The organism is Bacillus sp. B4EP4a (assembly GCF_006680105.1).
Taxonomy (GTDB): domain Bacteria; phylum Bacillota; class Bacilli; order Bacillales; family DSM-1321; genus Peribacillus; species Peribacillus simplex_E.
The window spans coordinates 132,852-158,257 of record NZ_VHIK01000016.1; the positions used below are offsets into that span (position 1 = coordinate 132,852).

Annotated in this window: 30 protein-coding genes; 19 read left to right on the plus strand and 11 right to left on the minus strand. The window is 39.6% G+C overall.

The features are described 5' to 3' along the window. Positions 1-31 precede the first annotated feature (31 nt). The gene (locus FNK51_RS09005) at positions 32-829 is read left to right on the plus strand and encodes an enoyl-CoA hydratase (protein ID WP_141993102.1); all 798 of its coding nucleotides are present in this window, start codon (positions 32-34) and stop codon (positions 827-829) included. A 93-nt stretch (positions 830-922) separates the two neighbouring features. Then, positions 923-1,129 carry a hypothetical protein gene (locus tag FNK51_RS09010; protein ID WP_141993103.1) on the plus strand — a complete coding sequence of 69 codons (207 nt, stop codon included), beginning with the start codon at positions 923-925 and terminating at the stop codon, positions 1,127-1,129. Positions 1,130-1,273: 144 nt separating this feature from the next. On the opposite strand, the gene FNK51_RS09015 is transcribed toward FNK51_RS09010, so the two are convergent. Beyond that, complete coding sequence (locus FNK51_RS09015; RefSeq protein WP_098371372.1) at positions 1,274-1,462, minus strand: YhzD family protein; 189 nt, start codon at positions 1,460-1,462, stop codon at positions 1,274-1,276. 333 nt (positions 1,463-1,795) lie between these two features. On the opposite strand from FNK51_RS09015, the gene cysK reads away from it, so the two are divergent. The 8 genes from cysK to FNK51_RS09055 all read left to right on the plus strand — a co-directional run bounded on the left by cysK (position 1,796) and on the right by FNK51_RS09055 (position 10,837). After that, the gene (gene cysK / locus FNK51_RS09020) at positions 1,796-2,719 is read left to right on the plus strand and encodes a cysteine synthase A (protein WP_141993104.1); all 924 of its coding nucleotides are present in this window, start codon (positions 1,796-1,798) and stop codon (positions 2,717-2,719) included. Between the two features lie 110 nt (positions 2,720-2,829). Beyond that, complete coding sequence (locus tag FNK51_RS09025) at positions 2,830-4,113, plus strand: metallophosphoesterase family protein (protein ID WP_141993105.1); 1,284 nt, start codon at positions 2,830-2,832, stop codon at positions 4,111-4,113. A gap of 21 nt (positions 4,114-4,134) precedes the next feature. Further along, positions 4,135-7,164 (plus strand): ATP-binding protein, encoded by a 3,030-nt coding sequence (locus FNK51_RS09030; RefSeq protein ID WP_141993106.1) that lies wholly within the window; start codon positions 4,135-4,137, stop codon positions 7,162-7,164. A gap of 31 nt (positions 7,165-7,195) precedes the next feature. Continuing rightward, on the plus strand, positions 7,196-7,603 hold the full coding sequence (locus FNK51_RS09035; protein WP_286178616.1) for a hypothetical protein: 408 nt from the start codon (positions 7,196-7,198) through the stop codon (positions 7,601-7,603). A 319-nt stretch (positions 7,604-7,922) separates the two neighbouring features. After that, the gene (locus FNK51_RS09040; RefSeq protein WP_098371369.1) at positions 7,923-8,747 is read left to right on the plus strand and encodes an ABC transporter ATP-binding protein; all 825 of its coding nucleotides are present in this window, start codon (positions 7,923-7,925) and stop codon (positions 8,745-8,747) included. After that, positions 8,740-9,438, plus strand: coding sequence for a (2Fe-2S)-binding protein (locus FNK51_RS09045; RefSeq protein ID WP_098371368.1), 699 nt, complete (start codon positions 8,740-8,742; stop codon positions 9,436-9,438). Before FNK51_RS09040 ends, FNK51_RS09045 begins: the two co-directional genes overlap by 8 nt. Positions 9,439-9,616: 178 nt before the next feature. Further along, positions 9,617-10,555, plus strand: coding sequence for a 3'-5' exoribonuclease YhaM (gene yhaM, locus FNK51_RS09050; protein WP_098371367.1), 939 nt, complete (start codon positions 9,617-9,619; stop codon positions 10,553-10,555). Between the two features lie 99 nt (positions 10,556-10,654). Further along, positions 10,655-10,837: a sporulation YhaL family protein gene (locus FNK51_RS09055; protein ID WP_053344914.1), complete on the plus strand. Its 183-nt coding sequence runs from the start codon at positions 10,655-10,657 to the stop codon at positions 10,835-10,837. A 54-nt stretch (positions 10,838-10,891) separates the two neighbouring features. On the opposite strand, the gene FNK51_RS09060 is transcribed toward FNK51_RS09055, so the two are convergent. After that, positions 10,892-11,758, minus strand: a complete 867-nt coding sequence (locus tag FNK51_RS09060; protein WP_098371366.1) for a peptidylprolyl isomerase — start codon at positions 11,756-11,758, stop codon at positions 10,892-10,894. A 199-nt stretch (positions 11,759-11,957) separates the two neighbouring features. Between FNK51_RS09060 and FNK51_RS09065 the strand changes: the two genes are divergently transcribed. Beyond that, positions 11,958-12,041, plus strand: coding sequence for a YjcZ family sporulation protein (locus tag FNK51_RS09065; RefSeq protein ID WP_098371365.1), 84 nt, complete (start codon positions 11,958-11,960; stop codon positions 12,039-12,041). 183 nt (positions 12,042-12,224) lie between these two features. After that, on the plus strand, positions 12,225-12,308 hold the full coding sequence (locus FNK51_RS09070) for a YjcZ family sporulation protein (RefSeq protein ID WP_061462016.1): 84 nt from the start codon (positions 12,225-12,227) through the stop codon (positions 12,306-12,308). Positions 12,309-12,419: 111 nt separating this feature from the next. Here FNK51_RS09070 and FNK51_RS27155 read toward each other — a convergent pair whose 3' ends face one another. Next, complete coding sequence (locus FNK51_RS27155; protein WP_034314696.1) at positions 12,420-12,602, minus strand: hypothetical protein; 183 nt, start codon at positions 12,600-12,602, stop codon at positions 12,420-12,422. A 108-nt stretch (positions 12,603-12,710) separates the two neighbouring features. Further along, entirely contained in the window at positions 12,711-13,295 is a 585-nt protein-coding gene (locus FNK51_RS27520) for a DUF3267 domain-containing protein (protein WP_098371364.1), read from the minus strand. A 198-nt stretch (positions 13,296-13,493) separates the two neighbouring features. On the opposite strand from FNK51_RS27520, the gene FNK51_RS09085 reads away from it, so the two are divergent. Beyond that, entirely contained in the window at positions 13,494-13,820 is a 327-nt protein-coding gene (locus FNK51_RS09085; RefSeq protein WP_141993108.1) for a DUF1878 family protein, read from the plus strand. Positions 13,821-13,822: 2 nt separating this feature from the next. Here the strand turns inward: FNK51_RS09085 and FNK51_RS09090 are convergent, their stop codons facing one another. Both FNK51_RS09090 and FNK51_RS09095 read right to left on the minus strand, forming a co-directional pair. Continuing rightward, positions 13,823-14,401 (minus strand): HTH-type transcriptional regulator Hpr, encoded by a 579-nt coding sequence (locus FNK51_RS09090; protein WP_034314691.1) that lies wholly within the window; start codon positions 14,399-14,401, stop codon positions 13,823-13,825. 182 nt (positions 14,402-14,583) lie between these two features. After that, on the minus strand, positions 14,584-14,955 hold the full coding sequence (locus tag FNK51_RS09095; RefSeq protein WP_141993109.1) for a YtxH domain-containing protein: 372 nt from the start codon (positions 14,953-14,955) through the stop codon (positions 14,584-14,586). 317 nt (positions 14,956-15,272) lie between these two features. Here FNK51_RS09095 and yhzF point away from each other — a divergent pair, with 317 nt between their 5' ends. Further along, a complete protein-coding gene (gene yhzF / locus FNK51_RS27760; RefSeq protein WP_098371361.1) occupies positions 15,273-15,452 on the plus strand; it encodes a membrane protein YhzF in 180 nt (59 codons plus the stop codon). Positions 15,453-15,546: 94 nt separating this feature from the next. Here yhzF and FNK51_RS09100 read toward each other — a convergent pair whose 3' ends face one another. The 3 genes from FNK51_RS09100 to FNK51_RS09110 form a co-directional block, all read right to left on the minus strand. Next, positions 15,547-16,065, minus strand: coding sequence for a tryptophan transporter (locus FNK51_RS09100; protein WP_076367276.1), 519 nt, complete (start codon positions 16,063-16,065; stop codon positions 15,547-15,549). A gap of 126 nt (positions 16,066-16,191) precedes the next feature. Next, positions 16,192-17,295: a 3-phosphoserine/phosphohydroxythreonine transaminase gene (serC, locus tag FNK51_RS09105; RefSeq protein WP_141993110.1), complete on the minus strand. Its 1,104-nt coding sequence runs from the start codon at positions 17,293-17,295 to the stop codon at positions 16,192-16,194. A gap of 259 nt (positions 17,296-17,554) precedes the next feature. After that, entirely contained in the window at positions 17,555-17,977 is a 423-nt protein-coding gene (locus FNK51_RS09110; RefSeq protein ID WP_076367272.1) for an HIT family protein, read from the minus strand. 659 nt (positions 17,978-18,636) lie between these two features. Between FNK51_RS09110 and FNK51_RS09115 the strand changes: the two genes are divergently transcribed. The 3 genes from FNK51_RS09115 (at position 18,637) to FNK51_RS09125 (ending at position 21,391) form a co-directional block, all read left to right on the plus strand. Then, complete coding sequence (locus FNK51_RS09115; RefSeq protein WP_076367270.1) at positions 18,637-19,380, plus strand: ABC transporter ATP-binding protein; 744 nt, start codon at positions 18,637-18,639, stop codon at positions 19,378-19,380. Next, a complete protein-coding gene (locus FNK51_RS09120) occupies positions 19,373-20,581 on the plus strand; it encodes an ABC transporter permease (protein ID WP_098371359.1) in 1,209 nt (402 codons plus the stop codon). The genes FNK51_RS09115 and FNK51_RS09120 overlap by 8 nt, the downstream gene beginning before the upstream one ends. 102 nt (positions 20,582-20,683) lie before the next feature. Next, the gene (locus tag FNK51_RS09125) at positions 20,684-21,391 is read left to right on the plus strand and encodes an EcsC family protein (RefSeq protein WP_353617859.1); all 708 of its coding nucleotides are present in this window, start codon (positions 20,684-20,686) and stop codon (positions 21,389-21,391) included. A gap of 28 nt (positions 21,392-21,419) precedes the next feature. On the opposite strand, the gene FNK51_RS09130 is transcribed toward FNK51_RS09125, so the two are convergent. Further along, the gene (locus FNK51_RS09130) at positions 21,420-22,631 is read right to left on the minus strand and encodes a M20 family metallopeptidase (RefSeq protein WP_141993111.1); all 1,212 of its coding nucleotides are present in this window, start codon (positions 22,629-22,631) and stop codon (positions 21,420-21,422) included. A gap of 92 nt (positions 22,632-22,723) precedes the next feature. Between FNK51_RS09130 and FNK51_RS09135 the strand changes: the two genes are divergently transcribed. After that, complete coding sequence (locus tag FNK51_RS09135; RefSeq protein WP_098371357.1) at positions 22,724-23,347, plus strand: phosphatase PAP2 family protein; 624 nt, start codon at positions 22,724-22,726, stop codon at positions 23,345-23,347. Positions 23,348-23,529: 182 nt separating this feature from the next. Here the strand turns inward: FNK51_RS09135 and FNK51_RS09140 are convergent, their stop codons facing one another. After that, complete coding sequence (locus FNK51_RS09140) at positions 23,530-24,045, minus strand: antibiotic biosynthesis monooxygenase family protein (RefSeq protein WP_098371356.1); 516 nt, start codon at positions 24,043-24,045, stop codon at positions 23,530-23,532. Positions 24,046-24,316: 271 nt separating this feature from the next. Here FNK51_RS09140 and hemE point away from each other — a divergent pair, with 271 nt between their 5' ends. Next, on the plus strand, positions 24,317-25,360 hold the full coding sequence (gene hemE, locus FNK51_RS09145; protein ID WP_098371355.1) for a uroporphyrinogen decarboxylase: 1,044 nt from the start codon (positions 24,317-24,319) through the stop codon (positions 25,358-25,360). Positions 25,361-25,406: the final 46 nt, after the last annotated feature.

The window sequence follows — 25,406 nt, forward strand, 5'->3', positions numbered from 1 at the left end:
AGAGTAATAGAACGAAAGAGGAGGAAATAAATTGAGTATTGAATCGACATCACCTTCTGGCACTGTTTTAATCACATATTCGGACAGGACGGCTACTGTTGCAATGAACCGTCCAGAGGCCATGAATGCCTTAAATCCGAAAATGCTGCATGATTTCATTAATGCCCTTAAGGAAGTAAGTGAGAATGATGAAGTGGACGTCGTCATTATAAAAGGGAATGGGAAAGCATTTTCCGCAGGTGGTGACATTAAGATGATGCTCTCGCCTGGAAAAGAAAACGCTTTCGATGAACTGATGGATGGAATCAGTGAATTGGTGACCACTCTATACTTCATGCCTAAATTGACCATCAGTGCCATTCATGGTGCAGCTGCAGGGCTTGGGTTGAGTATAGCTCTTGCAACCGATCACCTTATTGCCGATTCGGAAAGTAAGGTTGCGATGAATTTTATCGGGATTGGATTAATCCCTGATGGCGGCGGACACTTTTTCCTTGAACGCCGTCTTGGTGAAGTGGGTGCGAAAGAATTGATCTGGGAGGGTAAAGTGCTTACAGCGCTTGAAGCAAAAGAAAAGGGCCTCATTCATGAAGTGGCAGAAGGAACGTTGGAACATGCGGTAGAGAAGAAAGTGCAATCATGGCTGCAAAGCCCGGTTCAGGCCATGATTAAAACGAAAAAGATCCTTAGTGAAAAAAATCGCCCACTATTAATTAAGATCCTTGAGATTGAAAAAGCTGCTCAGATGAAAATGCGCCAAACAGCGGACCACCAAGAGGGAATAAAAGCTTTCGTGGAAAAAAGAAAACCGAACTTCATCGGAAAATGAATGAAAACGGCCGTCATTTTTTAGTGACGGCCTTTGCTTTAGACAAAAGGGGCTCGAAGTCCGAAATAGTGAGGTGAAGGTCGTAAAAAATTCATGAACGGTCGAATTAAGTGCGGGGTAGGTCGAATAAAGTGCTCCGGTCTTTATGGTTTTTTTACTGTAATCCTCATTGGATTGAAGAAATTTGCGACACTCCTGCCGAATAACTGGCTAGACGAGACCCCGGAGACGTTTACGGCGAGGAGGCTTGGCAGACAGTCGGCGGAAAGGGAGCGGATTTCTGAAATCAACGTTTTTTAAATAAAAAAACTGCAGGAAAACTGAGTTTTCATCGAGTTTGTCTACACGAGGCCATCACGTTATTGTGACGGCCTTTCTATATAGAGTAAAAGGAAGATGCGGGAAACTTGATCATATTTTTAGTGATTGCGCTTCTACTTCCAATCAGCGATGAAAAAGCAATAAAGCGCCTGAAGGTGATGTACAGCGATGTGTTTGATCTTGATAGTTTTTTTCCTTTAATAGATTTTGTCCCAATTCTTTTGCTTTTTCATCATTCTCGGCTGTAAATGATTCATCCAATAGTTTTTCCCCTGACGGTTCAAAAACGGTTAATTTGTATATTTTGCTCATTTTCAAAAACTCCCTTGTCAATAATAATGCTGTCTTTTATCTAAAGATAGGTACTGTTATAAAAATTTTATCATTATCTGTCAATTTTGACTATTGTTATGTGGGGGAATGTATTAAGACAGGGAATATTGATAAGTAGCTGAATATCTTGAAAAATGATGGAAAATAACAAAATCGAACTAATTTCATGGTTTCTTCCTTTAAGTTTGGAAAGAATGAAAATAAAACCTATTTATACTAGAGGAATTCTCTCTTTAAAATGAAAAATCATAAATGATATAATAAACCTGAGTAAAAGGTAGGAAGTGTATGGATCGAAGGAGGATTTTTTGAATGACGGTAAAAATCGTTAATAATATCACTGAATTGATAGGAGATACACCTGTTGTAAGGATTAATCATTTAACAGCGGAGGATGACGCTGAAGTATTTGTGAAACTTGAATATTTCAATCCGAGCCGCAGCGTAAAAGACCGGGCTGCCTTCAACTTAATTAGGCAGGCTGAATTGGATGGTATCATTCAATCCGGGGCCACGATCATAGAGCCAACATCAGGGAATACAGGAATTGGGCTTGCTATGAATGCCGCGGCAAAGGGGTATCGTGCCATTATGGTCATGCCAGATAATATGTCGAAAGAAAGAATCAATATCTTAAAGGCATACGGAGCGGAAGTTGTCCTCACCCCTGCATCAGAGCGGATGCCTGGAGCCATTCGTAAAGCTGAGGAACTTGCTGCAGAGATTCCGAATAGTTTTATTCCGCAGCAATTTGAAAACCAAGCCAATCCTGATATTCACAGAGTGACGACAGCAGTCGAGATTCTGGATCAGATGGATGGAAACCTGGATGTGTTTGTCGCTACTGCTGGAACGGGAGGAACGATAACCGGTACAGGTGAAGCCTTAAAAGAACATCTGCCGGAGTTAAAGGTTGTTGTTGTCGAGCCTAAGGGTTCCCCAGTTCTTTCCGGCGGAAAGCCTGGTCCTCATAAGTTAGTGGGTACGAGCCCTGGTTTTATCCCCAACATTTTAAATACAGAGGTATTTGATGAAATCGTTCAAGCGGCAGATGAAGATGCGATTTCCACCATGAAGGATTTGGCTTCGAAGGAAGGTATATTGATTGGACCTTCAGGAGGTGCCTCTGTCTGGACTGCCCTGCAGGAAGCCCGTCGTCTTGGAAGTGGCAAACGAGTATTATGCATTGCACCGGATAATGGTGAACGATATTTAAGTATGGATATTTTTAAATGAAGAAATGACCGAATGCCGTGCATGAAACATTGTTCACGCCATTCGGTCTTTTTCCTATTGAATTTGCCCATACTGGAATAACTAGGTACCAAATGCCGGATTAAATAATAATGTATGGGAAAGTATGTTCTGTACGTGTTAAAATTAAATGTGAAATGTTGAAAGAAATCGAGGTGATAACTTTGAGCGGTGTGAAGTTCATTCATGCGGCGGATCTCCATTTGGATAGTCCCTTTTCAGGGTTGAAGGATATGCCGTCATCTATATTAAAGGAATTAAGGGACAGTCCGTTTAAAGCTTTTAAAACTATCATTAATGAAGCAATTTCCCATCAGGTTGACTTTATCGTGTTATCGGGGGATCTATTTGATGGGGAAAATCGGAGTCTCCGGACACAGGTCCGCTTTCGAGCTGAAATGGAAAAACTCCAGCAGCATCAGATTCCTGCTTATATCATTCATGGTAACCATGATCATCTCAGCGGCTCATGGATTACTGTGGAGCTGCCGAATAATGTCCACGTATTTTCAGGGAAAACCGAAGTGAAACGGTTTGAAAAAATCGATGGGACGACTGTCCACCTTTATGGATTCAGTTATCCACGCCGTCACGTAAGGGAGAGAATGATTGAAACCTACATAAAAGCTGAAGGGGCCGATTATCATATAGGTCTGCTTCATGGGAATTTGGAAGGCAATTCCGAACATAGCCCATACGCCCCTTTTTCATTGAAGGAACTAGCTGCTAAAGATTTCGATTACTGGGCATTAGGCCATATTCATAAACATCAGGTTGTATCAGAAGATCCGCTAGTGATATACCCAGGAAATATTCAAGGCAGGAACAGAAAGGAGTCCGGCATTAAAGGGTGCTTGCTTGTCGAATTCGACGGGGATGTGAAGCGTCATTCTTTTATTGAAACCTCTGAGGTGATATGGGAAAGCGAAACAATTGGAATATCCGCGGAAGGTGGTTTTGATGCCCTGTTCAAGCAATGCAAGGAAGTAATTGAACAGAAGGGTTTCGATGGGAGAAGCTTTCTTTTGGAATTGAAGCTGGATGCTGGTGACGCAGCAGGCCCTTCCGGGGATTATCTTGAAGAATTGACCCGGATCTTGCAGGAAGAGGACCAAGGGGAACCATTTATCTGGGTGTATAAAATCAAAGTCATCCAGTCCATGCCGATGATTAGGTCAAATGAAAGAATATCGCCCTTTATGGCTGAGGTATCGATGCTTGCATCTGAATTTGATGATACGGATGCTGCTCTGGCCCCGCTTTATATTCATCCGGGTGCAAGAAGGTTTCTTGATTCAATAGAGCCGGAAGAGCAGAGGGAACTTTTGGATGAAGCGGAAAGATGGCTTTTGCAAGTTTTTGAAGCGAATAAATGACTGTAGGGAGGAGGAACGGATTTGATTATTAAAGACCTCCATGTTTATGGATACGGCAAACTGGAAAATCAGCGTTTTCCTGAATTGGGACAGCTGCAGGTTTTCTTTGGGGAAAATGAATCGGGCAAGTCAACCATCATGTCCTTCATTCATAGTATGCTGTTTGGTTTTCCGACAAAGGTTCAAAACGAACCGCGTTATGAGCCCAAAATGCATGCCAAATATGGGGGAAGGCTCAGTATCATAACAAAAAATGATGGGGAAATCGTCATTGAGCGTGTGAAGGGAAAGGCTACTGGTGATGTAAAATTGACCTTCGAGGATGGAAGGGTCGGCGGCGAGGAAGAATTGAATGAGATTCTCCATGGCGTTGATAAAAACTATTACCAAGCCATTTTTTCTTTCGACCTTCAGGGCCTGCAGGGATTACATACACTAAGTGAAGGGACCATGAGTAAATATCTGCTTTCAGCTGGGCTGATTGGGAATGATAAACTTCTTGAAGCCGAAACGAAATTGCAAAAGGAGCTCGATTTAAGGTTCAAGCCATCTGGCCAAAAACCTTTACTGAATGTGAGATTGAAAGAACTTAAGGAATTGCAGAAAAAGGTGAAAGCATCGGAAGAAGAACAGCAGTCATATACGGCATTGCTTCAGGAAGAAGCAAAACTTAAGGAGGAGCTCTCTAAAGTCACGATAGATATTCAGGAGATTGAAGAAAACCTCGTTAACGTGAGCACTTTTTTGCGGATTAAACCCTTGGTTGAAGAACAGCGGGAACTTGAAACAGAAATAAGTGAAATTCCGGATGTAAGTTTTCCTGTTGATGGCTTAAAAAGACTTGAACAGCTTCAGGCAGTTGGAATGCCCATGAAAGCCCAACTTGCGGCATTGACTGAGAAAATGGACAAACTTGAGGTAAAACTCACGGAAATCGAAATCAATCCGTTCATCAAGGAGCATAAAGAGCAGATTGAACATGCAATCGATCAAGGAACATTGCTGGAGAAGCTCGAGCTGGATATAAGAAAAGCGGAACACGAAAGGCTGTTGGAAGAAAAGAATATTGAAAAGGTGAAGCAGGAATTATTCTTGGATGTATCTGATGATGAAATAAGAAAACTGGATATCAGTACATTCATGAAGGAAAAGGTGAAAAGGGCCGAGAGGGAAAAGCATCAACTCCAAAATGATAAAAAACAGCTTGATGAGAAATATGGACTGCAAAAGGATAGTCTGGAAACTACAGAATCCCGATTGAAGGAGATAAAGACCCAGTTACTGCCAGATGAAAAAAGAATCGAGCTGGAGACCTTATACAACAAGCAGAATAACATCGAATTTGAAGCGGCACAATCCCTTATTCTTGATGAACAAATACTTGAGCTTGAAAAGCAATTGGCTTTACAGAGGAAGAAGGAAGCGCATAATCGTAAACGTTCACTTATCATGAATGGCAGTTTAATAGTACTTCTTTGTTTAGGTGCGATTGGAAGTTATTTCAGTGAACAGATTTTGTTGGGGATTATACTTCTATCCATGGCTGTTCTGTTTGTGGTTTCCAGGCATCTCTTTAAAGGTGATGATATATTGTCCGGATATATTAGGCAATTGGATGAGATGAAAAGGAAAAGGGCTGCAATTGGCAGTGAAACCAATCGAGTGAGTGAAAGAGAGTCGATGGGTCGGTTGCTTGAAATGGACCAACGACTTCAAAGGCGGTTTGAAAGTGAAATGTTTAAATATGAAGAAAGGGAGGAAGCGTTTGAATCGACCATTCAGGAATATGCTACTTGGGAAGCTAGCAGGGACCGATTGGATAAAGAAGTGAGGAGCATCTTAAGCGGTTGGGGTCTGTCTTATCCCGGAATGGAAATCAATCTTGAATCTGTATTTGAACTTCTTGAGAAATGGAAGGAAGCCGTAGATAGGAAATATGAAGCAATCAAGATGCACAATTTTCTGCATGCAGAATTTGAGGGTAAATCGAAGGCTTTATTTCATTTTGCACACAGCCTTGATTTTGAACCATCCACATGGCGGGAAGCGATTGGCCTATTGAAACGGGAAATGAATAAAGCGGTTGAATACTCCGTTCAACTAATACAATGGATGCAGGAACGGAGTCATTTGACGAACGAAATCGAGCAGTTGACGATGGAAAAAGGCTATCTTGATGCAGAAATGGAAATGCTTTTTAAGTTAGCGAAGGTCAAGGACGAGGAAGAGTTCAGGCAAGACGCTGCATTGTCCGAAAAGAAAATTGCTTTACAAAAACAGCTTGATTTGATCACCATTCAAATTGGGCAATCCAGAATGCTGCCTGAACAAATCCAAACTTACCTAAAACAGGGGATCAACACGTATACATTTGAAAATTTAGAACGGAAACGTAAGGATTCTGTAAAGGTGAAATCACTTTTATTAGAGAAACAGGCGGATACGAAGCATAAGATAAAACAGCTTGAAGTGTCAGGGATTTATGATGACTTACTTCATCGTTTTTATGAAGAAAAAGCTGCTTTTAACGAAGAGGCGAAGGAATGGGCGAAATTGGCAATAGCCAAAAGCTTATTGAATAAAACCTTGGATCGATATAAAAGGGAACGCCTACCGAAGGTCATCGCTGATGCAGAGCGGCATTTTTCCTTTTTAACGAATGGAAGCTATAATAAAATCATCCTTGATCAGTCGGGAGAAGGCATTTGGGTACAGCGCAGTGATGGTTTGAGTTTCAGGGTTGAAGAGGTCAGCCGCGGGACAGCAGAGCAAATTTATGTTTCCCTAAGGCTCGCACTTGCTGATCATACTTTTGAAAATGATTCATTCCCTCTCATCATTGATGATAGTTTCGTCAATTTTGATGCGGAAAGGACAAAACGGATGCTCAAGTTATTGGAAATGGTTTCGGAAAAACGGCAAATTTTATTTTTTACTTGTCACCGATATATAATGGAGTACTTTAGCGAAAACCAAGTGATTCGTCTATCCAGCCCCGTATTGCGCCAGGATATGAATGGTTTGATCATCCCGAAATATAATGGGTTATAAACTATAAATAAAGTGAGGGAAGTCATTGAAAATGAATGAGTTTGTAAGCCACCATGATTCTTCTTTGGAGCTAATAATCGAAAAGGAGTTTCCTGGTGAACGATGTGTTGGGGGAAAATATTCTGCCAAAGGACATAGCATCACTTTATATGAGAGAGATATCGAAATTCAGTGTGAACGCTCCCTAGGATCGCTTGCAAGGCTTGAGGAATATTCATGGGTGATCCTCACACATGAATTGGGCCACGCATTGGATCCCGACCTTGCTGTGCTTAGTGAGGAGCTATACAATACAGGAAAATCAGAAATCCTTTATCAAATAGAGGTCAATGCATGGAATATTGCAGAAGGATTAATTCCTTTCATCTTTCAGGATTTATTTACCTTCATTAGGGATGAATCCCTGGAACATTGTACAAATCGCCTGATGGTCGGTTAAAAGGCTCTCCATATGGAGGGCTTTTTTATTTTCCGCTAAATGGAAATTCTGATAGGGTTTGCGCCGAGGGGGAGATTGGATTTTTGAATCGTTCTGAAGCTACAGGAAGTGGTAAATGATATGGCAAGTTAATATAATGTGCTAATTTTTTTACATTAATGTTTCCAATGGAAGCTTCATATCTTTAAAGGAGTATTTACTGTAATGAATCGTTTAAAGGAATGGGACACGGATTTTTTGGTTTATATTTTTTAAAGGATTGACAGTGAGAATCATTTTCATTAAACTAGTATTATTAGACTAAAAGGGGAGTATTTTTATGCGACCAGCTATTAACACACAGTCTTTATCGCTCGGTTATGGTGATAAATTAATTATAAATGATATGAATATAGAAATACCCAAAGGGGAGATCACCGTATTCATCGGTGCTAATGGATGTGGAAAATCAACACTGCTAAGGTCGGTTGCACGATTGTTAAAACCTCAATCCGGCTCAGTTTTGCTCGAAGGCAAAGCGATTTCGACCATGTCATCGAAGGATGTAGCAAGAAAGATGGCGATTCTCCCACAATCCCCGGTTGCTCCTGAAGGACTTACAGTCTATCAACTTGTTAAACAAGGAAGATATCCTTATCAAAGTTGGTTGAAACAGTGGAGTTCCGTGGACGAAGAAAAAGTTCAAAAGGCAATTGAAGCGACGAACCTGACCGATTTAAAGGATCAGGCAGTCGATGAATTATCGGGAGGCCAGAAGCAAAGGGCATGGATAGCAATGACGCTGGCTCAGGATACGGACGTCATTTTATTGGATGAACCGACTACATATCTTGATATGACCCATCAAATCGAGATTTTGGACTTATTGTTCGACTTGAATGAGTTTGAGAACCGAACGATCGTGATGGTGCTTCATGATTTGAATTTAGCTTGCCGTTATGCGGATAATCTGGTGGCACTTAAAGATGGGGCGATACATGCTCAAGGCCGGCCAGAGGATATCATCACGCCTGAATTGGTACAGCATGTATTCAGCATGGAATGTCAAATTTCTTTTGATCCAATTTTCGGCAGTCCCATGTGTGTCCCGTTTGGTAAAGGCCGCTACGCCCAAAGTCAGGTAAAAGCGCTGGCCAATGCATAACCTAACACCAGCTATTGAAAAAGAGCTGCAGGGATATCGCATTTCCTTTCGAGATGAAGCCAAAGTTTCCAAGACCTTCAATCATGCTGATGAGCTTATTCAGTATGCACAAGCCCGGACTGGAGCTGAAACGTCAAGGATAGCAATTTCAATGTGGTTCAGACGCTATGCTTTTTTTGTCACGGCACAATTTTACATGTTCAGCAAACATCGGCTTATTTGGGAAGGCACACTTCAGGAAATTGGCGTTTTGGATGATCCAGAAGATAAACATTGGCTCCCGAATTTTTTACTAAAAACTAACAGGTGGAGCAATGTCACGGAAAAGGAAAGCGCATCTGCCCTACATTCCATATTAAGCAGTTTTGGTTCTGATGCCATGAGCTTCTTTTCCGGAACTGCTAAAATATCTAAACTAGTGCTCTGGGAAAATATTTGGAGTTATACGGTATGGATGTATAGTGAGTTATTGAAGCAGGCAGATATAAAGACGCGAGTTGAAAAGGACATTGAAATGCTGCTTGAAGATGAAGTATGGCTGAATATTGAAACGCGTTCGCCTTTTAAACGATTCATTGGGGAAAAAAGTGTTCCGGCGTCCATGAATCCTTATAAACGGGTGACATGCTGTTTATATTACCGAATTGAGGGTCAGGAAAAATGCGCGTATTGTCCGAACAATAACTGTTGAAATAGATTTGATTGAAGAGCCAGGCTTGGGGTCAAGCCTGGTTTTCTTGTGGAGTGATAACAGACGGTCAGCTTAGGCTTTTTCTTGTCCATTGTCTATCACTTATTAACGAAAACTAAACGCACTAACGAGATTGGTATGTTATAATGTTGATATTTAATTGAACGGAGGCAGTCGCATGGGAAATGGGATCATACACTACGGAATTGGTGAAGTAGTAGATATATATATGTACATTAAAACGAGTACAAAAGCGGTGGCAAGTAATGGAAAGCCGTTTTTAACATTGATTTTGTGCGATAAAACCGGGGAGATCGAGGCAAAGCTATGGGATGTTTCCGAGGCTGATGAGAAAACATACAGTGCGGAAGCTACGGTGAAAGTTCAAGGGGAAGTCCAGAATTATCGAGGACGCAGCCAATTGAAAATCCGTAATATCAGAATTACTTCAGATATTGATGGGGTAACGAAAGCCGATTTAATTCAAACGGCCCCTATAAGTCAGGAAGAAATGATGGAAACCATCACTCAATTCATTTTTGAAATGAGGAATCCGAATATCCAAAGGGTGACTAGGCATCTCATAAAAAAATATCAGAATGAATTCCTGACGTTTCCTGCTGCAACCAAGAACCATCATGAGTATATGTCGGGTCTGGCCTATCACGTTGTATCGATGCTAGGGCTGGCTAAGGCCATTTCAACACTATATCCTTCCCTCAATAAGGATCTATTGTATGCAGGAGTCATTCTCCATGACCTTGGAAAGGTACATGAGCTATCTGGACCTGTTTCGACTGTTTATACAGTGGAAGGGAACTTGTTGGGGCATATCACCATCATGGTAAATGAAGTCGGCAAAGCTGCAGAGGAATTGGGCATTGAAGCGGAAGAAGTCATGATTCTCAAGCACTTGATATTAAGCCACCATGGTAAAGCTGAGTGGGGCAGTCCAAAACCGCCAATGGTTAGGGAAGCGGAAGTGCTGCATTATATTGATAATATGGATGCCAAGATAAATATGATGGACCGGGCATTAGAAAAAGTGAAACCGGGTGAATTTACGGAAAGAGTCTTCGCACTCGATAATCGTTCATTCTATAAACCAACATTTTAATGAAATATGTTTCTTTCTCGATGGAGAAAGAAGCATATTTTTTTTGTTCGCGCATATTTTCTAGTAAATGAATAGTAGATTTTTTGGGAGGGAATGGACATGCCAATTTGGATATGGTTCGTGTTTATTGGGATAATTGTCAGTGCAGTCATGTCAATTTGGACAGCTAGGCAGGAACGCCTCATAGATGATGCTTGGATTGAGAAGGAAGGTCAAAAGTACATTGAACGCATGGAAGAAGAGCGCGAGAGGCGTAAAAAGGATATAAATCAGGGGGCATAGCTGAATGATGATAAAAAGCGACAGGACAAAGTCCTGTCGCTTTTTACTATCGAATTATTTTTCTGCTTTAGTTGCATCACCAGAAGTAATGGCATCTTTTAGATCTTTATCTTTAATCTTCACGTCCGCTTTTTTAACTTCTGCATTCAAAATATCTTGAACTTTAGTTTGGTCAATTTGAGCGACTTTCAAATCATATTCAAGATCTTTTTTCATATCTTTGTATGATTTCTTTTCTTTTATATCTTCAAGTTGGATGATGTGGTAGCCATAATCGGATTTAACCGGTTTGCTGATTTCATCTTTCTTCATTTTGTAAGCTTGTTCTTCAAATGCAGGAACCATTTCACCTTGTCCGAACCAGCCTAGCTCGCCGCCTTTTTCAGCTGTGCCTGTGTCTGTTGAATATTCTTTTGCAAGTTTAGCGAAATCTTCGCCTTTGTCCAATTTAGCTTTAACTTCGTTGGCTGTTTTTTGGTCTTTCACTAGAATATGTCTCGCTTTGATTTGTGGTTTATAGTCTTCATAAGCTTTTTTCACATCAGCTTCTTTAACTTTTATATCGGCAACGGCTGCTTTTTCTTGAAGCATGCCGATTTTAAGTGCACGTTTAAGATCATCTTCGCTCTTATATCCGGAAGAGGCCAGGGCCGTTTCGAAATTTTCACCCATTTGCTCTTTAAGTTCGTCCGTTTTAGCTTTAACTTCTTTATCAGTTACTGTATATTTTTCAGAAAGAACTTTTTCATAAACAAGTTCCTGAAGAACGGTTTCACCATAACGGTCTTTCATTACATTGTAAAATTCCTCTTTAGTTATATCCCCCGCTTTAGTTTCCACGACTGCTTCCTTGTCGCTGTTGCATGCTGTAAGTCCAATCAGCCCTGCAGTAACAGCAATCGATAATGCCCACTTCTTCATAAAAACAACTCCTAGTTTTAAGTTTCTGGTTTGCTATTTTTCGTATTTCCACAAAATTAACTATAACATATTCTGGTTGCTTTACAAAAAATAATATATTGGCGTATGACTAAGATTTTTTTGAAAAATGGGTGTACGCCTACCCAGATAATAAACCATTACATATGATAAATCGAGGACAACAAAAGGGGGGAGTAAAATGAGTAATGGATTTAACGGAGGTTTCGCTTTGTTAGTGGTGTTATTCATATTATTAATAATTATAGGATCAGCCTGTTTCTAATCGGCTGCAAAATTAATAATGGAAAGAGCCCATTCCTTTTGTGATGGAGTTGAATAGGATAGGGTAGCCGCTCAACAAAAAGACGAAGTGAATATCAAGCTTAGAAAGGAATGGATTCCTTTTGGCGGATTTAAGGGTGTGCATGAAATTACAATTACTTAAGAATGGAAAGGAGGAAGATCAATGTCTGGAGGAATAGGTGGAGGCTTTGCTCTAATTGTCGTTCTTTTCATCCTGTTAATCATCATTGGAGCTTCTTGGTTATAAACTCATAAATAAAAGGCGAAGCTGTTGCTTCGCCCTTTTTCTTTATGTGGATAATGCCCCGGGTATCACCAATGTATGTAACAAATGATGGCCATCATTTGTTGCTCATCTCTACGTATACAAAATTTCAATATAGGAGGATAATAACATAATTGTAATTAATACATTAATGGTCCTGAATACTTTAGGCTGCCGGTCTTCAGCAATTTCCTTTTGAATGCATAAAGAGTTTGTCATTCTATTAATATTATAAAGGATCAAAATAGCAAAAATAATAAACCAGAACGAGATCAAAACCTAAAATCCCTCCTTGCAAAACATCATGTATAAATACGATACCAAATTATAATGAAAAAAGATACTTAAAAATCTTATTGGACATCTTTATGAATGAATAAGAAATCACTTTTGAATAAGTATATCGTATCCTTCGAGATGTTCCTCGATAAAAGAATGCCTTGGGGAACCAATCAGGTTTTTTATATAAATAAAATCCGATACGCATAATCCGGTGTGCATGGATAATAAAATAGTGAAATAATGAATGTAATGTGGAAAACTAAGGGCACAACCAATCAATATGATAGACATAATGACGAAAGGCAGCACAAGGGTCAAAAGATAAAGATGCTTTCGAATCGGAACATGTACATTGACTTTGCATGTAAGCACAAGGTTCCACTTCAAGGACCAAGAAGTTTTTACTTTTTTACATAATAATCGTAAAGGTAAATAGTGTAATAGTTTGTGAACAGGATATAATAAGAGCAATAGGCTAAAAAATACCATTGTTTGATCGCCATACAAAATAACATGAGTTAAAAAGACACTTAATAATGTATAGATCAGAACAAAAGACAACAATATAGTAAAAACTGCAAAAAAGATCAGACGGCAACTGCCATATTGTTTTGCCACGTCAATTGTTTTCCACGAATTCATTTCGAAATCAGCCCTCCAAAGCTGTTTTAATATACTTACATACATTACGATGAATGGGTGGAAAAAGCAATGAAATTCTTGGATTAACTTTAAGATAAAATCAATATAGTGTGTAGGCAAGCTAAGGGCGTTTAAGGCCAGGTTTTGAACCAGGGATCTGACAGATTACTGAGCGTGAAAAATCAAAAAATGGTTATATGCCTTTTATGATAAATTGAATGATCGATTGGGGATAAGTGATGTATGAAAAATATAAATGAAGAAATAGAAATACTCCGTTTTCATCAAGGGCTTTTATTAAACCTGATACGCAATCCGGAGGCCAAGTTGGATTATCTATTTGTGGAAAAAAATTTCACGAAGAAGGAAGCGAAAGAATTATTGGAAACATGTGATATCTTGAGCAAACGCTATGAAATAGAAAAAGCGGAAGGGTATATGAACTTTCGACCGCTTTTTAATCAATTTGAAAGAAATGTTAATCCAAAAATAACCATAAAGGAATGCATTGATGCATGCCTCTCACAAGGTTTATATGTATCATTCATGAAGGAAATGGATAGAGTATGAGATTAAACTGGCTCAGTTTCTTTCTCTATCTTTTTTTTTGTGATTTTACCCTCCACGTCAGTAAACTCCTGATCAATGTTATCAAAGGATCGTTCAAAGATTTGCATGAAATCCTCACCGTAGATATTACGGATGATGGCCATCATTTCAATCATATCCGGAAACTTGCCATAAAGCTCACGCAGTGGAAGTGCACCTGAGAAAGCAGAGTTCTTGCTTGGGTCGTATGTCTCCATTAAATCAAGAAGAATTTTTTCACCTTCCGCTGTGATCTCTATATACGTATTCCTTTTGTCATTTTCTTTTTTGGAAAATGTTAAGTATCCGCGTTCCTCTAATTTTTTTGAAAAGTTAAATGCCGTAGAAACATGCATGACCCCAAATTTTGCAACATCAGAAATGGAAGAGCCATTAAGATGATAGGCAATCCAAAGAATATGATGCTCATTGATATTTAAATCATAGGGCTTGATCCATTGCTGCCAATCTTTTTCAATCGATTTCCATAATGCTTTGCTTAATTGTGCAATTCGTTGACTAAAAATCATTGCTTCTTTCATAGAATAATTTTTATTCTGCATATTATGGGCTCACCTACTTATAAGATTCTATATATTTATTATGACAATAAAATAAAAATTAATAAAGAAAAATATTTGCAAAATTTTTAGAAAATTTTAGTTTTTTAATGAATTCTCCATTCTTCTCCAATAAACCATGTAATTTATTGGGAAAAATGGAGAATCAAGTTTGTGTGACGATGTCAGCTATTAATCTTTTTAGAAGAAGGGGAGGCCGCTTCCAATTCTTTCAATGAATTTTCAATTTCTTGAACGTTCTTCAATAATTCATTTTTATTGGGTTCGATTTCCCGCTTCCAGTTCTCGATGACGACCTGAACATCCGAAATGAACGTTTTTACCGTTTCTTTGCTGATTTGTGAAGCCTCCATCGTGTCATCTTTAATATTTAGCATTTTTACCTTTAACTCATCAATTGTATTCTTAATTTCTTCGGTATTCGTTTTGATGCGGGTCCGTAGGTCTTTACCTGAACTTGGTGTTGAAAGTAAGGTTGCCGCACCAGCTACTACTGTTCCAGTCAAAAAGCCAATTAGTAATGATTTTGCTTTCATTAGGATCACCTCATTTTATATTATGTTTTCGCTTTCCATGGTCTGAATCCCTGCTGAAAAAAGCATCAATTGGAAATTATGATAAATAGGGAGAGAAATACTATTGATATCAAAATACCATAATTTTCATCCTTATGGAAGAGTATCGACCATTTTATCTTTATATCACAAAAATATTTTTTTAAACTTAGAGAGTAAATATATAATATTTAAAAATAACTTGAAGCTTTATTAATAATGCTTCATATAAAAGGAAGATTAGCATATAGATAATAAAAACAAGCTGTCGGAACATGGATGGCACTGGTGGGTAAAGAATGAAAATCATTTTTTTAATAGGTCTGGTATGCGTGTGCGGAATGGGGTATTTTCTAAGGCGAGCTAAAACTCCTGGCATCTATCCGCCTAAGAGGGTACTCCAGGCTAGAGCCTTCGCTATGGGCCTCCCCGGGGTTTTACTGCTTTTCATTTGGTTTATGTGGATATTGATTCAATGATGAAGGATGATTCTGACTAGAATTCCAGATTCATAAGATTGGAAAAAAAGCACCGGATATTCCGGTGCTTTTTTAGGTATGATGATCCTGCTGCTTAAGCATTAATGGGTATATTTGATTTTCTTACGATGCCGTTCACAATTGGATAAATGATGACCATCGCAACTGTATTTAACAGTACGGCAGGAAGTACAACAGCGCCGAAAAGTGCAACGAAAGGCCCTGGAAGGGAAACGATATAATAAGCCGAACCAAGGAAGACAGCGCCGGAAATCATTGTTCCTACGGCAGTCAAGATACTAACGGTGACAACGGATGTTGAAAACTTCTTAAGACTGATGAATAAAAGGTAAAACAGAAAGGCTGTTGCCAATTTGTCTATGATATTTGGAATCTGTCCACCAGGAAATGTAGTTGTCATGGCAGAGATGGCTCCAGCAGCCAGGGCGACAATGAAAACATTCTTCTTCGCGGGAAACAGGGTAATCGCCAAAAACATCATCAACAGCATCATATCCGGTTTCATTCCAAGGAAGAATCCAGGTACGATAAAATGCAGGGCAGCCCCAATCCCGATTAATAGGGACAGTGACACAAGGGTTTTCGTTTTCATTTACTCATCTCTCCTATTCTCATCTCAACTAACATCTTTTCTTCAACAATGCACTATTGCCTGTCGCAAGAAGTTTAAAATAGTATATCATAAGACCTATTTTTTTAGAAGTTATATTTGTTTGAATTAAAGGATTTGAGCTTCCTTCGCTTTATACGATTCCTGGAATTTCTTCATGAAATCCGCAAGGTCCTGGCAATGGGATATAGGGACAGCATTATAGATGGATGCTCTGCAGCCACCAATGGAACGGTGACCGTTCAGTCCTACGAATCCGGCTTGCTTTGCCTCTTTAAGGAATTGTACTTCAGCTTCTTCTGACGGAAGCGTGAACGTCACATTCATTAATGAACGGCTGTCCGGTAGGGCATGGCCTTTATAAAAACCATCGCTGCCGTCGATGGCATCATAAATGACTTTTGCTTTTTCTTCATTGACTTCAGCAATCTTTTCAACGCCGCCCTGTTCTTTTGCCCAATCCAACACAAGGGACAATAAGTAAATGGCCAATGTCGGGGGAGTGTTGTATAAAGAATTATTTTTCGAATAGATAGAATAGTTCATCATGGATGGAATTTTGTCATTATCTGTAATTAAATCTTTACGGATGATAACGACCGTGATTCCCGATGGACCCAGATTCTTTTGTGCACCTGCATAGATGATGCCGAATTTACTAACATCAATTTTTTTGCTGAGAATATCACTTGACATATCAGCTACTAAAGGAATGCCCCCTGTTTCCGGGAAGTCCTTCCATTGCGTACCGTAAATCGTATTATTGCTTGTGATATGAAGATATGCAGCATCATCATTCAATTGGATGTCTTCGACTTTAGGGATGAACGTATATTTTTCATCTTTTGATGAAGCGACAACAGCCGTTTCACCAACCTTTTTGGCCTCTTTTAATGCCTTTTCCGACCAAGAACCAGTTAGGACATAATCTGCCCTTTTCCCATCATTCAAAATGTTCATGGGAATCATGGAAAATTGTAGGCTTGCTCCTCCTTGAAGCAGGAGAACTTCATAATTTTCAGGAATTTCCATGAGGTCTTTTAATGATTGAATGGCATGGTTATGAATTTTTTCGAATTCCGAACTTCTATGGCTTAATTCCATGACCGACATACCGGAATCCTCAATATTCAACCATTCGTTTTGGGCTCTTTGTAAAACTTCTAAGGGAAGGGCGGCTGGCCCAGCGTTAAAATTACGTGCACGTTTCAATTTTTTTCCTCCTATGCGACTATGTGATAAAGTATTTGAGACTATTCATATATCCTACCAGAAAACTAAATTCAATAGGAGGAAAATTTAGAATTTTAGGTGACATTTTGTTTTAATGATGGGCCAATGCAAAAAGGTCCTCCACTTTGAGTGAGGACCAAATCGGGATCATTGTTTTTTCATGCAACCAGTGTTAGCTAACGTTCAATTAAAAAGGTATAACGAAAGGAAAAAGAAATTTGCACACGCCATCACGGTCTCATTTTAAATGCTGTGCAATGGAGTCAGCGATTTGTTTCAGGTCATCTGGTGTATAGTCGCTGGTATTCGTTTTCCAAACAGCCCCAAAGCCGTCTCCTTCACCATGCCGAGGAATTAAATGCATATGAAAATGGAAAACGGACTGTCCAGCGGCTTCACCGTTATTATTTAAAAGGTTCAGGCCTACAGGTTGGAATTCCTGCTTCATGGCGCGGGCAATTTCCGGCACCACTTCAAAAAGGTTCTTGGCAATCTCGGGTGTCAACTCATAAAGATTTTCCTTATGTACTTTAGGTATTACCAGCGTATGGCCTTTAGTTACTTGACTGATATCGAGAAAGGCCAATACATGTTCATTTTCGAAAACTTTGGAACTTGGGATTTCCCCATTGATTATTTTGCAAAAAATGCAATCACTCATTAAAAACGCCCCTTTAGAAGTTAATGTATTTGGTTAATCGTACCATAGCTTGAATCCCTGAGAAAAGGAAAAATCATAAAAACAGGATGCAACATAAGTTGCACCCTGCCTGTTGAAAAAGGGGGTTTTGCTTCAAAATTCGCATTAGCATAAATTCTCTGCGACAAACACCTCATCTACATTTTAGTAAAATATGGTTATTATCTGATTAGAGATTTTCCATTCAAAGCAACCATCTCCTATATCTTTAAAGTTTCATCAACTTTCAAAGCATAATTGATAATTATTGAATGATTTTTCTGCTTTTACGTGCAAGAGAACCATCTCCTTGCTCGAAACGATTTTTTTAAATGAAGCTTCTGGTTTAATTCAGTTATACGTCTTTAACTGACACCTCATTTACAATATGATGTGAATCATTTGTAATAAAACATTTGGGTATTTCAGTGTAATACGTCTTTAACTGACACCTCATTTACAATATGATGTGAATCACACGTAATGACTAACCCCTTCTTCCTTATTTATGATGACCATCAAGCAGGAAAAATATAATTAGTTATTTATGGAAATTTAGTTCCGGGGACACTCGACTATATAAAAGCAGGAGAATTTGATAAAATGGAAATAAGAACCTCTATATAGAAAGGATCGTTTATATGTCCTTATTGGAAATAAAGCAATTAGTGGGCGGATATACAAAAACGCCCGTTTTAAAGGGAATAAGTTTTGACATTCAACCAAATGAGCTAGTGGGGTTAATTGGGCTAAATGGGGCTGGGAAAAGTACGACGATTAAACATATCATCGGACTCATGGAGCCGAAAGGCGGAAGTGTCTCGATTCATGGTAAAACTCTTGCCCAGGACCCGGATACATATCGGAAACAATTCACTTATGTTCCAGAAACGCCAATCTTGTATGATGAGCTTACACTTGAGGAGCATTTAAAGCTTACGGCCATGGCACATGGTTTGGCGGAAGCCACATATAAAGAAAGGATGGACGTTCTATTAAAGGAATTCCATATGGAAAAAAGGCTTAAATGGTTTCCGGCCCATTTCTCAAAAGGAATGAAGCAAAAGGTCATGATAATGTGCGCCTTTTTAGTACAGCCGTCTTTATATATCGTCGACGAACCCTTCGTAGGTCTCGATCCATTAGGCATTCAATCCCTGCTCGATTTGATGAGGAAAATGAAAGAGAGCGGAGCGGGAATTTTAATGTCTACACACATACTGGCAACAGCCGAGAGGTATTGTGATTCTTTCATTATACTGCATAATGGAGAGATCCGGGCAAAAGGCGATCTTGAGCAGCTTCGTGAACAATTTTCCATGCCGGGGGCAACTCTTGACGATTTATATATTCAATTGACGAAAGAAGAAATCGGTCATGAATAGTCAAAATCTCTGGAAGGAAAGATATTTAGGCTATATAAATGAAACGCAAAAATATCTGCGCTATATTTTTAATGGCCATCTTGTTTTTGTCATGGTATTGGTTCTTGGTGGTTTGGCCTATTATTACAGTGATTGGGTGAAGACGTTGGACAGTGATTTCCCTGCTGAATTGATCATGGCCTTTGTTTTATCGATCATTGTGACCAGAAGCCCGATTAATACTTTTTTGAAAGAACCTGATACGGTATTCCTGCTTCCGCTTGAAACGAAGTTGAGAAGCTATTTCAAGAATTCACTGATATTAAGTTGGGTCATGCAGGGGTTTATTCTTCTGGTTGTCCTCATCGCATCTATACCGATGTATTCGAAGGTTACGGGTGCAGGAGGCACGGACCTTGGGATCATCCTGGTCGTTTTGCTTATTTTGAAGTTCTTGAATTTAACCATGCGCTGGCAGGTGTTGAAATATCAGGATACATCAGTGAGCCATTGGGACTCTCTCATCCGCTTTTTACTTAATGGAGTGATTCTTTATTTCATCTGTTCAAGGGCAAATATACTGTTTGCACTTATAACATTTTTATTATTGTTAGGACTTTACATGTATTACCGAAGCGCAACTAAAGGGTTTGTGCTTAAGTGGGAACGGCTGGTGGAATTGGAAAACAAGAGGATGAATTCTTTTTATCGAATAGCGAACATGTTTACTGATGTTCCTCATTTGAAAGGAAAGGTAGCAAGAAGGAAATGGATGGACTGGCTATTATCATTCATTCCGTATGGTGAAAAATCAACGTATACCTACCTTTACGCCCGTACTCTGTTGCGATCGAATGATTATGTGGGACTTTGTTTTCGCTTGACTATCATTGGGTCAGTGATTTTAAGTGTATTCACTAACATATGGGCACATTTGATTGTAACCTTCATGTTCCTATTCATGACAGCCCTGCAACTGCTGCCGGTTTGGAAGGCTCATGAATGGAAGGTATGGGTCTCCTTGTATCCATTGCCAGCAAAAATGAGAGAATCTGCAGTGATAAAGCTTATTTCCTATTTCTTATTATTTGAGGACCTTGTCTTCGGTTTGGTCCTGCTAGTGAAAGGGGAATGGATGTCCGCTTTAGCCGCCTTGGCAATGGGGCTTGTTTTCTTGCTCGGTTTTAAAATTTATGCAGCAAAGAAAATTAAAAACTTTTAATCAGAAGCTGATTTTTCATAAAATCAGCTTTTTCTTTTAAGAAATGAAAATTGAAACTAAAAGCCTCATAGGTGGTATATACATATTTAACGGAGGTGTTAAATGATGGATGAATATGGACAAAAGGCATTATCGGAACTAATATCATGGAAAAAGAAAGTAGCCAAGAAATCCGGCAAGCTTGAGCGGATATCCAAAAAGGCACAAATCAAAATGAATAGTTATATTCCAGACCGAGTGCACAAAATGATTACTGATAGTATTAAAGGGATGATAGAGGCCGTATTATCAGGTTCGAAATATATGTCTAAAGAAAAAAATGCAGTGCTTCTATCCTTGCAGCAAAAAGAAGAATGGGTTGCGGAAACTGTAACGGCCTATCGGAAAACGGCCGTTATAGAAGGTGTTGGAACCGGAGCTGCAGGACTTTTAATTGGATTGGCTGATTTCCCATTACTGCTTAGCATCAAGATGAAGTTATTATTCGAAATATCCCGTATATATGGTTTTGATCCAAATAAATATGAGGAACGCCTATTCATACTCCATATCTTTCAGATGGCATTTTCGAGCGAGGAAAAAAAACTGGAAACATTACGGGTAATAGAAGAATGGGATTCAGGGAAATGGCCGGAAATAGACTGGCAAGAATTTCAGCAGGAATATCGCGATCACATCGATGTCATCAAAATGTTCCAGCTAGTCCCAGGGTTTGGGGCAGCTGTCGGTGCATATGCCAACCATCATTTGTTGGAACAACTTGGGGAGACGGCAGTCAATTGTTACAGAATCAGACTTCTAAAAGAGTAAGGGACGGGGAGAACCCGTCCCTTTATCATTACCGTAATAAAGATTCATTCACCTTTTGCGATGATTGTTTCTTATTGTGATAGGTTACAGCTGCAGTGCCTAATATTTTGGCTGCAATGAGCATCGCTTTTTCATCGATGTCAAACAAAGGATGATGGTGCGGATATGTATGTTCATTTTTTGGCTTGGCCCCCGTAAAGAAGAATGTACCTTTCACATTTTGTAAATAATAAGAAAAATCTTCACCTGTCATATCCGGGTCAATTTCCTCTGTAATCAAAACTTCCTTGACGGATTCAGTGCTTTCGATGAGGAATTTAGTTTCCTCAACATGTGGAATAACAGCTGGATAACCCTGAAAGTATTGATATTCATAAGTGCAGTCGGCAGCTAGGCAGGTTCCTTTAACAACCCGCTCCATTTCTTCGCTTATGAATGAACGGACATCTTCCTTGAAAGTGCGGACGGTCCCGATTATTCTAGCCTTATCTGCAATGACGTTAAAGGCATTATCCGCTACAAAGGAACCGACGGTAATGACTGCAGAATCTATTGGGTTAAGGCGGCGGCTTACGATTTGCTGTAGGGCCATGACTAGCTGGGAGCCGACTACGATTGCATCACGGGTTTTATGCGGCTGGGCTCCATGTCCGCCCTGCCCTTGAATGGTGATTTCAAAACGGTCAGCAGCGGCCATAATGGGTCCATAAGCGTATTGGACTGTTCCGGTAGGGACCGTAGCCCATAAATGGGTGCCGAAAATTACATCCACCCCATCAAGGCAGCCAGCCTCAATCATCGGTTTGGCACCTCCTGGAGCATATTCTTCAGCATGCTGATGGATAAATATATATTCACCTTCGAGCTCATCCTTCAGATCATTCAGATTTTTTGCAAGGACAAGGAGTGTCGCTGTATGGCCATCGTGTCCACACGCATGCATTACCCCGGGTACGGAAGATTTATAGGGAACTTCTTTTTCATCCTGAATGGGTAAGGCGTCGAAATCAGCGCGCAAAGCTACGGTTTTACCAGGCTTATTGCCTGTGATTTTGGCAATAACACCATTACCGCCTACATTCGTCCGGTGTTCGATTCCAAGTTTTTCATAATATCCAGCGATGAAGGCAGCCGTTTGGGTTTCTTGAAAGGAAAGCTCGGGATGTTGATGAAGATAACGTCTGATGGAAACCATTTCTTCATATGAACCATCTAGAAGATCGTGTAATCGCTGTATCATTTTGCGCCTCCTAATGATTGGATTAATTGTAAATAGTATATCATATTCTGAATGATCCAAAGTGAATTAAATACCTTGAGGAGATATATATCATGATTAAATATTCCTGGTTTGCTATGGTTTTGATTTGCTTGCTGCTATTCTTTTTTTTGATGCAAGAAGTCGAGAGTGGAAAGCCTTTAGCGTTCGATACATATTTTACGAAACTTATTTCCGTAGGTGAGAATACTTTTTCGTTCACTTTCTTCAAGTCCATTACCTATCTTGGGAAATCCAAGTTCATTGGTTTTGGAAGCTTATTATGTGTTCTATATTTGTGGATAATAAAGAAGGATTATTGGACCATGGCCATCTTCTCTATCGGTATGGCCGGGGGTGATGTATTAAATGGGTGGATAAAAAATCATATTAAAAGAGTGCGCCCTGAAAATCATTTGATGGAGATCGCTGGCTTCAGTTTTCCCAGTGGACACGCAATGGTGGGCCTTATTTTCTTCAGTATGGTTGCTTATTTAATCATGAAAGAAATTAAAGGAAACTCTTTGAAATGGGCAGTGGGAATCGGTTTCGTTTGTCTGGTTCTGCTAATCGGGGTCAGTAGGATCGCTATGAAAGTTCATTTTCCAACTGATATCTTGGCAGGTTTTGCATTAGGAGCGGCATATATTTTAACCTTGTTTAAATTGTATGAATTCCTCGGGCCTAAAGTACTTTGAAAAAAGGGTTCAGATAAAATAATTGTAAATACCCGTTGCATTTCCCCGGAAATAAAGAAGGAATTTGTCGGATTGTTATAGGTTCATATGATTTTTGGGCAGTCCCAAATAACGCTCTGTATTACTATATATTCAAAGAGGCCCATCCTTGAGGGATGGGCCTCTTATTGAGCAAGATTGGATTATTCTTCTGAATCCTTCACCAAAGTATACTGCGTTACATAGGCTTCACCTGAAAACATCTTCTGGCTGGAATTCGTAACGGGAGCTTTGGAGTCGCTGTTATGCGCCTTCTGAAAGGAACTGGATTTCTTCCAGTTCAAGAAATCGGTTTGTTTCTCCCAAATCGTTAAGATTACATAAGTTTCAGAGTTGATTGGCCGCAGTACACGAAGTGCGACGAAACCTGGTTCATTTTCAATGAATCCTGCCCTGTTTTTAAAACGATGTTCGAATACCGGCCTTCCTTCTTCACTGACAGGTATATTGTTCATGACTACATACCCATGATCCTGAAGGTTTCCTTTCCCATCAACTACTTCATACTTACGTGGAGAGCTGAAGAGCGTTTTACCTTCTGTTTCATGTAAAAGTACTGTAGTGTCAGGGTTTTGCATAAGTAATATATTTTCATTCGGATGCTTATCTTTTTTGCTTTTCAAAAAATTGAAACTGCCTGATGTGATGAATACATTCATAAATTCCCCTCCAATATCTATATAGTACCTGTATACCCATTTTACCCAATGAATAGTGCTTTTACCATTTTCAATCTAACCAATAGTCTTTGATACCGGTAAGATACTTATAAAAAAGTCGATTTTCTGACAAATAAATAGGTTGGCTATACTTCTATTATAGAAAAAGCTATAGTTTAAGGAGATTCGATTTCAAATTCAACATCCTTCTGATATTCTATGTAGGTAATGAATAAAAATAGAAACGTGATTGCTTGAAAGGTGGATATTAATGTCTAAGGAAATTACGAATGATACATTTTTAAAAGCTGCAAGAGGAGAGAAAACGGATCATGTGCCTGTTTGGTATATGCGTCAGGCTGGCCGTTCACAACCGGAATACCGTAAGTTGAAAGAGAAGTACTCCCTTTTTGAGATTACTCATCAGCCGGAATTATGCGCTTATGTGACTAGATTGCCAGTTGAGCAATATGACGTAGACGCTGCGATTTTATATAAAGATATAATGACACCGCTACCAGCCATTGGTGTGGATGTTGAGATTAAGTCCGGAATCGGTCCAGTCATAGCCAACCCGATCCAATCGGTGACAGATGTTGAAAAATTAGGTGAATTGAACCCAGAGAAAGATATCCCATATGTGTTGGACACGATTAAATTATTGACCACGGAGCAATTGTCCGTTCCTTTGATCGGTTTCTCCGGGGCACCTTTCACCATTGCTTCATACATGATTGAAGGCGGCCCATCCAAAAACTACAATAAAACGAAAGCTTTCATGTATTCCGAGCCCAAGGCCTGGTTTGCATTAATGGATAAGCTAGCGGATATGATCATCGTATATGTCAAGTCACAAATTAAAGCCGGCGTTAGTGCCATCCAAATCTTTGATTCATGGGTAGGTGCTTTGAACGTTGAAGATTACCGCGTGTTCATCAAGCCGATCATGACACGTATCTTTACTTCATTGCGTGAAGAAAATGTACCGCTAATCATGTTCGGGGTCGGCGCAAGTCACTTGGCACTTGAGTGGAATGATCTTCCGATTGATGTAGTCGGGCTCGATTGGAGACTGCCAATTACAGAAGCAAGACAAATGGGAATACAGAAAACGGTACAAGGTAATCTTGATCCTGCCCTTCTTTTATCATCATGGGATGTTATAGAAGAACGGACGAAAAGGATCCTGGATCAGGGCATGGAACAGGACGGCTACATCTTTAATCTGGGACATGGGGTTTTCCCTTCCGTAAATCCGGAAACACTGAAGAGGCTGACCGCTTTCATTCATGAATATTCATCAAAAATGAAGTAAGGTGAGCGAACCATTTGCTAAAAATCCTTAATTGGATGCACAATAA

Coding starts and splice junctions, on each gene's coding strand:
- FNK51_RS27520 (WP_098371364.1), bottom strand. CDS start 13,295: ATGTATGTAAGTATATTAAAACAGCTTTGGAGGGCTGATTTCGAAATG.
- FNK51_RS09060 (WP_098371366.1), bottom strand. CDS start 11,758: ATGAAGAAGTGGGCATTATCGATTGCTGTTACTGCAGGGCTGATTGGA.
- FNK51_RS09120 (WP_098371359.1), top strand. CDS start 19,373: ATGAATAGTCAAAATCTCTGGAAGGAAAGATATTTAGGCTATATAAAT.
- FNK51_RS09040 (WP_098371369.1), top strand. CDS start 7,923: ATGCGACCAGCTATTAACACACAGTCTTTATCGCTCGGTTATGGTGAT.
- FNK51_RS09110 (WP_076367272.1), bottom strand. CDS start 17,977: ATGAGTGATTGCATTTTTTGCAAAATAATCAATGGGGAAATCCCAAGT.
- FNK51_RS09045 (WP_098371368.1), top strand. CDS start 8,740: ATGCATAACCTAACACCAGCTATTGAAAAAGAGCTGCAGGGATATCGC.
- yhzF (WP_098371361.1), top strand. CDS start 15,273: ATGAAAATCATTTTTTTAATAGGTCTGGTATGCGTGTGCGGAATGGGG.
- FNK51_RS09095 (WP_141993109.1), bottom strand. CDS start 14,955: ATGAAAGCAAAATCATTACTAATTGGCTTTTTGACTGGAACAGTAGTA.
- FNK51_RS09035 (WP_286178616.1), top strand. CDS start 7,196: ATGAATGAGTTTGTAAGCCACCATGATTCTTCTTTGGAGCTAATAATC.
- FNK51_RS09015 (WP_098371372.1), bottom strand. CDS start 1,462: ATGAGCAAAATATACAAATTAACCGTTTTTGAACCGTCAGGGGAAAAA.
- FNK51_RS09090 (WP_034314691.1), bottom strand. CDS start 14,401: ATGCAGAATAAAAATTATTCTATGAAAGAAGCAATGATTTTTAGTCAA.
- yhaM (WP_098371367.1), top strand. CDS start 9,617: ATGGGAAATGGGATCATACACTACGGAATTGGTGAAGTAGTAGATATA.
- FNK51_RS09125 (WP_353617859.1), top strand. CDS start 20,684: ATGATGGATGAATATGGACAAAAGGCATTATCGGAACTAATATCATGG.
- FNK51_RS09055 (WP_053344914.1), top strand. CDS start 10,655: ATGCCAATTTGGATATGGTTCGTGTTTATTGGGATAATTGTCAGTGCA.
- FNK51_RS09085 (WP_141993108.1), top strand. CDS start 13,494: ATGAAAAATATAAATGAAGAAATAGAAATACTCCGTTTTCATCAAGGG.
- FNK51_RS09025 (WP_141993105.1), top strand. CDS start 2,830: ATGTATGGGAAAGTATGTTCTGTACGTGTTAAAATTAAATGTGAAATG.
- cysK (WP_141993104.1), top strand. CDS start 1,796: ATGACGGTAAAAATCGTTAATAATATCACTGAATTGATAGGAGATACA.
- FNK51_RS09010 (WP_141993103.1), top strand. CDS start 923: ATGAACGGTCGAATTAAGTGCGGGGTAGGTCGAATAAAGTGCTCCGGT.
- FNK51_RS09100 (WP_076367276.1), bottom strand. CDS start 16,065: ATGAAAACGAAAACCCTTGTGTCACTGTCCCTATTAATCGGGATTGGG.
- FNK51_RS09135 (WP_098371357.1), top strand. CDS start 22,724: ATGATTAAATATTCCTGGTTTGCTATGGTTTTGATTTGCTTGCTGCTA.
- FNK51_RS09115 (WP_076367270.1), top strand. CDS start 18,637: ATGTCCTTATTGGAAATAAAGCAATTAGTGGGCGGATATACAAAAACG.
- hemE (WP_098371355.1), top strand. CDS start 24,317: ATGTCTAAGGAAATTACGAATGATACATTTTTAAAAGCTGCAAGAGGA.
- FNK51_RS09140 (WP_098371356.1), bottom strand. CDS start 24,045: ATGAATGTATTCATCACATCAGGCAGTTTCAATTTTTTGAAAAGCAAA.
- FNK51_RS09130 (WP_141993111.1), bottom strand. CDS start 22,631: ATGATACAGCGATTACACGATCTTCTAGATGGTTCATATGAAGAAATG.
- FNK51_RS09065 (WP_098371365.1), top strand. CDS start 11,958: ATGAGTAATGGATTTAACGGAGGTTTCGCTTTGTTAGTGGTGTTATTC.
- FNK51_RS09070 (WP_061462016.1), top strand. CDS start 12,225: ATGTCTGGAGGAATAGGTGGAGGCTTTGCTCTAATTGTCGTTCTTTTC.